The 6501-nt window shown below is 38.4% G+C and carries 11 protein-coding genes; 9 read left to right on the top strand and 2 right to left on the bottom strand.

Going from position 1 to position 6501, the window contains the following annotated elements; all coding sequences use genetic code 11:
• Window positions 1-21 precede the first annotated feature (21 nt).
• The 6 genes from LC574_RS20620 to LC574_RS20595 all read left to right on the top strand — a co-directional run bounded on the left by LC574_RS20620 (window position 22) and on the right by LC574_RS20595 (window position 3005).
• A complete protein-coding gene (locus tag LC574_RS20620; protein ID WP_229455307.1) occupies window positions 22-498 on the top strand; it encodes a NifX-associated nitrogen fixation protein in 477 nt (158 codons plus the stop codon).
• Between the two features lie 119 nt (window positions 499-617).
• The gene (locus LC574_RS20615; protein WP_229455306.1) at window positions 618-818 is read left to right on the top strand and encodes a CCE_0567 family metalloprotein; all 201 of its coding nucleotides are present in this window, start codon (window positions 618-620) and stop codon (window positions 816-818) included.
• Window positions 815-1132, top strand: a complete 318-nt coding sequence (gene nifW / locus LC574_RS20610) for a nitrogenase-stabilizing/protective protein NifW (protein ID WP_229455305.1) — start codon at window positions 815-817, stop codon at window positions 1130-1132. The genes LC574_RS20615 and nifW overlap by 4 nt, the downstream gene beginning before the upstream one ends.
• A gap of 10 nt (window positions 1133-1142) precedes the next feature.
• Window positions 1143-1949 (top strand): HesA/MoeB/ThiF family protein, encoded by an 807-nt coding sequence (locus LC574_RS20605; RefSeq protein WP_229455304.1) that lies wholly within the window; start codon window positions 1143-1145, stop codon window positions 1947-1949.
• A gap of 156 nt (window positions 1950-2105) precedes the next feature.
• Window positions 2106-2477, top strand: coding sequence for an iron-sulfur cluster assembly accessory protein (locus LC574_RS20600; protein ID WP_229455309.1), 372 nt, complete (start codon window positions 2106-2108; stop codon window positions 2475-2477).
• Window positions 2478-2705: 228 nt separating this feature from the next.
• Entirely contained in the window at window positions 2706-3005 is a 300-nt protein-coding gene (locus LC574_RS20595; protein ID WP_229455303.1) for a 2Fe-2S iron-sulfur cluster-binding protein, read from the top strand.
• Window positions 3006-3105: 100 nt separating this feature from the next.
• Here LC574_RS20595 and LC574_RS38530 read toward each other — a convergent pair whose 3' ends face one another.
• Together LC574_RS38530 and LC574_RS20585 are read right to left on the bottom strand one after the other, a co-directional pair.
• On the bottom strand, window positions 3106-3234 hold the full coding sequence (locus LC574_RS38530; RefSeq protein WP_306422142.1) for a hypothetical protein: 129 nt from the start codon (window positions 3232-3234) through the stop codon (window positions 3106-3108).
• A gap of 97 nt (window positions 3235-3331) precedes the next feature.
• Complete coding sequence (locus LC574_RS20585; protein ID WP_229455301.1) at window positions 3332-3541, bottom strand: molybdopterin-binding protein; 210 nt, start codon at window positions 3539-3541, stop codon at window positions 3332-3334.
• A 651-nt stretch (window positions 3542-4192) separates the two neighbouring features.
• Between LC574_RS20585 and LC574_RS20580 the strand changes: the two genes are divergently transcribed.
• Genes LC574_RS20580 through LC574_RS20570 form a run of 3 tightly spaced genes read left to right on the top strand, consistent with a single transcriptional unit; the run spans window position 4193 to window position 6323 of the window.
• Window positions 4193-4681 carry an ankyrin repeat domain-containing protein gene (locus LC574_RS20580; protein WP_229455300.1) on the top strand — a complete coding sequence of 163 codons (489 nt, stop codon included), beginning with the start codon at window positions 4193-4195 and terminating at the stop codon, window positions 4679-4681.
• Window positions 4644-5930, top strand: a complete 1287-nt coding sequence (locus LC574_RS20575; protein WP_229455299.1) for a SagB/ThcOx family dehydrogenase — start codon at window positions 4644-4646, stop codon at window positions 5928-5930. The genes LC574_RS20580 and LC574_RS20575 overlap by 38 nt, the downstream gene beginning before the upstream one ends.
• 30 nt (window positions 5931-5960) lie before the next feature.
• A complete protein-coding gene (locus LC574_RS20570; protein WP_229455298.1) occupies window positions 5961-6323 on the top strand; it encodes a hypothetical protein in 363 nt (120 codons plus the stop codon).
• Window positions 6324-6501: the final 178 nt, after the last annotated feature.

The raw sequence follows: 6501 nt of genomic DNA, 5'->3' as shown, positions 1-6501 counted from the left end.
AGTTGAAAATGAAGCAACAGTATGACCGCAAATAATAGTGTAAACGGAACCGCTACAGCTGAAGTCTTGAACTCACCATTTCTGAAGGTATTAATCAAACAAATCCGTGGTCAAGACAGTTATGGAGTTTATCGTACTTGGTCGGATGAGTTAATTCTCAAACCCTTTATTGTCACCAAACAAAAGAAACGGGAAATCTCCGTTGAGGGCGAAGTTGATCCGGTAACTCAAGCTCGGATTATGGCATTTTTTCGAGCTGTAGCGGCTGGGATTGAACAAGAAACAGGTTTGATATCCCAGGTTGTAGTTGATTTGAGCCATGAAGGATTTGGCTGGGCGCTAGTTTTTTCTGGTCGTCTTTTGCTAACTGTGAAAACCTTGCGAGATGCTCATCGCTTTGGCTTTGACTCACTGGATAAATTAGCCGAAGAGGGAGAAAACTACGTCAAGAAAGGTCTTGATTTGGCGAAGCGCTTTCCTGAAGTTGGCAAAATTTAATTAGTCATTAGTCATTAGTCATTGGTCATTAGTCATTGGTCATTGGTCACTAGTAAAGGACAAGGGACGAAGGACAAAAGACAAATGACTAATGACAAAGGACAAAGGACAAAGGACAAATGACAATTGAGGAACTACAAGGAGAAATTAAACGGCTAAACAGCAAAGCGGGTCAAATGAAAATGGATCTGCATGATTTAGCTGAAGGTCTGCCAACAGATTACAAACAACTTATGGATGTTGCGGCTGCAACTTATGAAATCTATCGCCAGTTAGATGAACTTAAGCAACATCTGAAACAATTGGAGAATGCTAGATGACTGGAACTATTGATGAATTCAAGAAGCTGGTAGATGCAGAAGAATTTTTTCAATTCTTTAACCTGTCCTACGATTTAGAAGTTGTGAATGTAAATCGTCTACATATTCTGAAAAAGTTCTCTCAATACATCCAAGAAATTGATAATAATTCTCCTAACTTGAGTCAAGAAGAGAGACTAAACCAATATTCTTTGGCTTTGCAAAAAGCTTATCAGGTATTTATCGAATCAACACCTCACGAACAAAAGCTGTTCAAAGTGTTTAACGACAAGCCGAAAAATGTAGTCACACTGACAGAAATCACTTCTGATTAGGAGGTATAAATTGGTTAACCTAACGCCTACCGAATTAGAACGCTATCGTCGCCAAATGATGCTTCCAAATTTTGGCGAAACAGCACAGAAGCGCTTGAAGTCAGCGACAGTTCTGGTGACAGGTGTGGGGGGATTAGGCGGTACGGCGGCGCTTTACTTAGCAGTAGCGGGCGTTGGGCGGCTAATTCTAGTCCGGGGTGGTGACTTGCGGCTGGATGATATGAATCGTCAGGTTCTCATGACTGATGATTGGGTAGGTAAGCCAAGGGTATTCAAAGCTAAAGAAACTCTGGATGCGATTAATCCTGATGTCCAAGTGGAAGCTGTTCATGATTACATCACCCCGGAAAATGTAGACTCGTTAGTGCAGTCCGCCGATATGGCTCTTGATTGCGCCCACAACTTTACAGAGCGCAATTTATTAAATGAAGCCTGTGTGCGCTGGCGTAAGCCAATGGTGGAAGCCGCAATGAATGGGATGGAGGCTTACCTGACGACGATTATTCCTGGTGTGACTCCTTGTTTATCTTGTCTGTTTCCAGAGAAGCCTGATTGGGATCAGCGCGGCTTTTCAGTTCTAGGCGCTGTTTCTGGAACACTAGCTTGTCTAACGGCGCTGGAAGCTATCAAGCTGATCACCGGATTTAGTCAGCCTCTATTGTCGCAATTGCTGACAATCGACTTGAATCGAATGGAATTTGCTAAACGCCGTTCTCACCGCGATCGCTCTTGTCCAGTATGCGGTAATAGTGCGCCTTGGAGACACGCGCAATCCAATTCGATGGAAGCCACGGGTATTGCACAAAATAGTCATTAGTCATTGGTCATTGGTCAGTACTGAGCGTAGTCGTTGGCGCAGCCTCTCGTAGAGAAGTATTGGTCATTAGCAAAAGACAACTGACAAAGAACAAATGACAAAGGACAAAGGACGAATGACGAAGGACAAATGACAAAAGACAAATCAGGAGATTTAATGGCCGTTATTTTATCAGAAAAAGCAGAATTTCATCTGCGGGCATTCCTCAAAGGTTCCGCACCTGACGCTGATGGCGCAACTAAAGGTGTCCGCATCTCTGTAAAAGATGGTGGTTGCAGTGGCTATGAATATGCGATCGATATCACCAGCAAGCCCCAACCAGATGATTTGGTAAGTCAGCAAGGCAAAGTACTGGTTTACGTTGATGCCAAAAGTGCGCCGTTGTTAGACGGAGTTATCGTTGACTTCGTTGAGGGAGTGATGGAAAGCGGTTTTAAATTCATCAACCCCAATGCAACTGATACCTGCGGTTGTGGAAAGTCCTTCAAAACAGGCGACTGTACACCTACTGGTGTACCTTGTAGCTAACATCATTCCGTTAGTGCCAAGTCAATTGTAGAGGTTTCCCATAGACGCACTCCGCAGAGTTTCAATGCCCTTGAGGTAGCTTCTAGTTCGTGTTGCATCCCTTACCCCTATAGAGAAGCTGATTAAACTTAGCATCTCTGTAAGAAGAAAGGAAGCAAAAAGTAGGATAGGTTGCTCAAAAACTTCGGAAATTAGACCAACTATATAACGTTTGAGGAGAATCTGAAAATGGCTACCTACCAAGTTAGATTAATCAACAAAAAAGAAGAACTCGACACCACAATTGAAGTTGACGAAGAGACTACCATCTTAGAAGCAGCAGAAGAAAATGGTATTGAATTGCCCTTTTCTTGTCACGCACGTTCTTGCTCTAGCTGTGTTGGCAAGGTTGTCGAAGGTGAAGTTAATCAAGATGATCAAAACTTTTTAGATGACGATCAAGTTTCTAAAGGATACGCTCTACTTTGTGTAACTTATCCTCGTTCTAATTGCACAATTAAAACTCATCAAGAAGCATATCTCGTTTAAACTATTACTTTGGTTGCTAAAGGCAGCAACCAAATAAAAAATGAAGGATGAAGGATGAAAATCTACTTCCTTCTTCCCTTCACAATTCCTAATTTATAATTCAAATGTTTTCCCCATTTACCGTGACTGGCTGTTCATTAGAATTATTAATAACGGGAGCGCGAGGAATAGTCACCTTCTGTAAAAGCCAGGATGAAAAAATCTTGACAAAACTGATATTGATAGTCATTAGTTATTTGTCCTTTGTAATCACAAATGACCAAGGACAAATGACTAAGGACGACCATAACAAAATTTTCACAATCTCATTTAGGATGCTATATTTTTTAATCAACAGCAACTATCACATCTGATGATTTAATCACGGCATAAGCCTCCTTACCTTCTGCAAGTCCCAGTTTTTCTGCTGATGATTTTGTGATTATTGACACTAACTCTACTCCTGGTGCCACTTCCAAAGTTATCTCAGTATTAACTGTACCAGGCACAACTTTTTTTACAGTACCTTTGAGAGAATTACGAGCGCTAATTTTCATTTTTCGTCTGTGTTTTACTTGTTTTTACTTAAATAAACTAGCAAATTTTGCTTGAAAAAGGAAAACATTTGAGATTTCTTAATAAGTGCCAGACATATAAAGGCAACTTCAGCATAATATCTCTGTTTTATTAAACACAAGATTTAATAGAAACTTGACATCAAATTTGAGCAAGACAATGAGCTTGAGCAAATTGTTAAAGCTAGACAAACTTTTGCAACAATGCACTAGTGAATCTCTACGCAAAAATTCTATCTGCTATTAGTCTAGATTGTGAAATAACATTGTAGAATTTTCTGCATTTTAATTGTATCTCAATATTTTTTATTAGATATATCTGGGAATCTTTATAAATGATTTATAATTCAAAATTATCATAGTGATAATATATAACTAAGCTAAATTGTTGCTAGTTAACTTAGTACTTGACCAACCCATAATTGCTAGGTGAGGGCAGAAAATCGAGAGTGGAGAAAAATATTTTTGTCTTACCAAACTTTTGAATATCTAGCAAAGTTGCTTTGGTAAACTACTAGACTTTAGTTACTCGTATAGCATCTTAAAATAATGGTGGGTAATGCCCACCATTAAGTTTATCAAGCATAAACTTACTTGAAAAATACTTACTTTTGTGACACTTAAAGAACAATTATGAGTCAAGTAAGCAGCCAAGATTTGAGTGAAACAACAATCCAATGGTTAATAGCGAAAGGCTATAGTTCTGGGGATTTAAACCAGCTAGGTGAAAATGGCGATACAGCTTTGATGAAAGCTACGAGAGAGGGAGTGTATTCAGTCGTTAAAGAACTGATTGATGCAGGTGCGGATATCAATGCTAGAAATAGCGATCGCAACAATGCTTTGTGGTTTGCTTGTTTTGGTAATCATTACGATTTAATTAATTTACTGTTAGCTGAAAACATTAACATCGACAACCAAAATGATAACGGTGCAACTGTTTTAATGTATGCAGCTTCAGCCGGAAAGACAGAAGTCGTTAAGTTACTTTTAGAACATCATCCTAACTTATATTTAAAAAACTTAGACGACTATAAAGCTATCGATTTTGCCAGCAACGCAGAAGTTTTAAGGATACTTAAAAATGCCACAAAGTCAGATATGGGGCAAAGCTTATCATGACGCTACCAAGCATTCCTACTTATCGGTACAACTCGATCCAAATTATGTAGATGCTTCAACACAGCCATCTTCATTTAAAGTTTATCCCAAGTTTTATCGGAGAGTGAAATTAAATCTCAATAATTCTGTTCATTCTTTTATCTACTTAACCAGTGCGATAACACTGGAAAAAGTATATAAAGATGGCCCATTAAAACTGCGGGTGAATCCATCAGCAGGCGCTCTGTATCCTACGGAAGTTTACGTACAGGTTCGCGAGATTGAGGGAATGGTAGATGGTATATACCATCTAGAAGTTGAGAATAATTGTCTAACTCTCATCTATGAATTAATTGATGATGGGTTAGAGAGTTATATTATACCAGGAAAAAGTATCAACGGTTTCATCTTTTTAATTAGTTGTGTTTATTATAGGTCTAGCTGGAAATATCAAAACAGGAGCATGAGATATTGCTTCTTAGATAGCGGACACCATTTAGGTGCAGTTGCAGCTTCAGCTTATCTCCATGAAAAAGATATACAACTAGTTTTTGACTTTGATAAACTTGCACTCAATTCAGATTTGGGATTTGAGAATAAGGAGTTTATTACTAGTTGTGCGGTGTCAGGAGAACTACAAGACAAGAAAATCAGACGTTTAAGGTTGAAAGTTCCTTTTGTCTCTGGTACTGATTATTTTGAATCCAATCAATTTATTGAAGATGCTTATCAAGCAACTACTCTACAAAAGAGTCGTCAGCAGAAATTAGAGTATCCTCAATTTAACTTCGACAAGGATAAATTTTATCAAGTTGTTTGGAATAGACGTTCTATTAGACGTTTCCGGAAAGAATCTATTTCTCAAGAAGATTATTTATATGTAGTGCAACAACTTCAGCAGTCAATACCGACAGAAAATTATGAGCAAATAGAAATTTACTCAGTGGTGCATCGAGTAGAAGGAATGACACCTGGGTTATATAGAGGTACACATCTGGTTAAGACGGGTAATTTTAGTGAAAAGACAGGTTACTTATGTATTAATCAGGCTATTGCTAGAGATGGCGCTGTAACTTTATTTTTTGTGTCAGATTATTTAAACTATCAAACTGCTATGCAAATAGCTGGTTTTATTGGACAGCGACTTTATTTAACTAGTAATTATTTGGGAATTGGGTGTAGTGGTATTGGTGCTTATTATGATGATGAAACCCAAGAATTATTAGAAACAAATAAAGATGTACTTTATGGAATGGTGATTGGAAGATAAGCAGGAAATTAAAGAGAGATAGCTAGAAAGATGTATTACTTAAATGGTGATGACTCACATCCAATACAACCGACATCTGCCGATATTATACTGCGGCAACAACTAGAGTATTCTATTAGTAGATACTTTTATGACGCTTGCGATCGCACGATTCAAAATCTTCTATCTAATTGTCGGTGGTATGTCACAACTCATGCCAATGCTCTAACATTGGTAATTGAATGTCCCGATCAAGTTACTAATTGGCGTGTTTTGCAAAAAATCGTGCCAATGGGGACATTACTATATGGAATTGTCAGCAGTGCTAAAATCCGTGTTTGTCCGCCAGAAAGTCAAGGCGTACCTTTTGAAATGAGGGTAGATGAACTTTCTGTTTACCGGGATTGGGCATAAGAGAAGAGTTATACCAATTTAATGTGAAGCTGCACTAAATGAGTAACTCTCTATTCTTGGCGCTCTTGGCGTCTTGGCGGTTCGATAAATTAAGATTTTTAGTAATTTTTGCGTAAGTCCTAATGAATTTAAATTGAAAATTGCTAGTTCTTAAAATCAGGCATGGAGATTTGCTTGT

The sequence above is a fragment of the Nostoc sp. CHAB 5715 genome, from assembly GCF_020829685.1.
Taxonomy (GTDB): Bacteria; Cyanobacteriota; Cyanobacteriia; order Cyanobacteriales; family Nostocaceae; genus Nostoc.
This window is presented reverse-complemented; position numbering and strand designations above follow the sequence as displayed.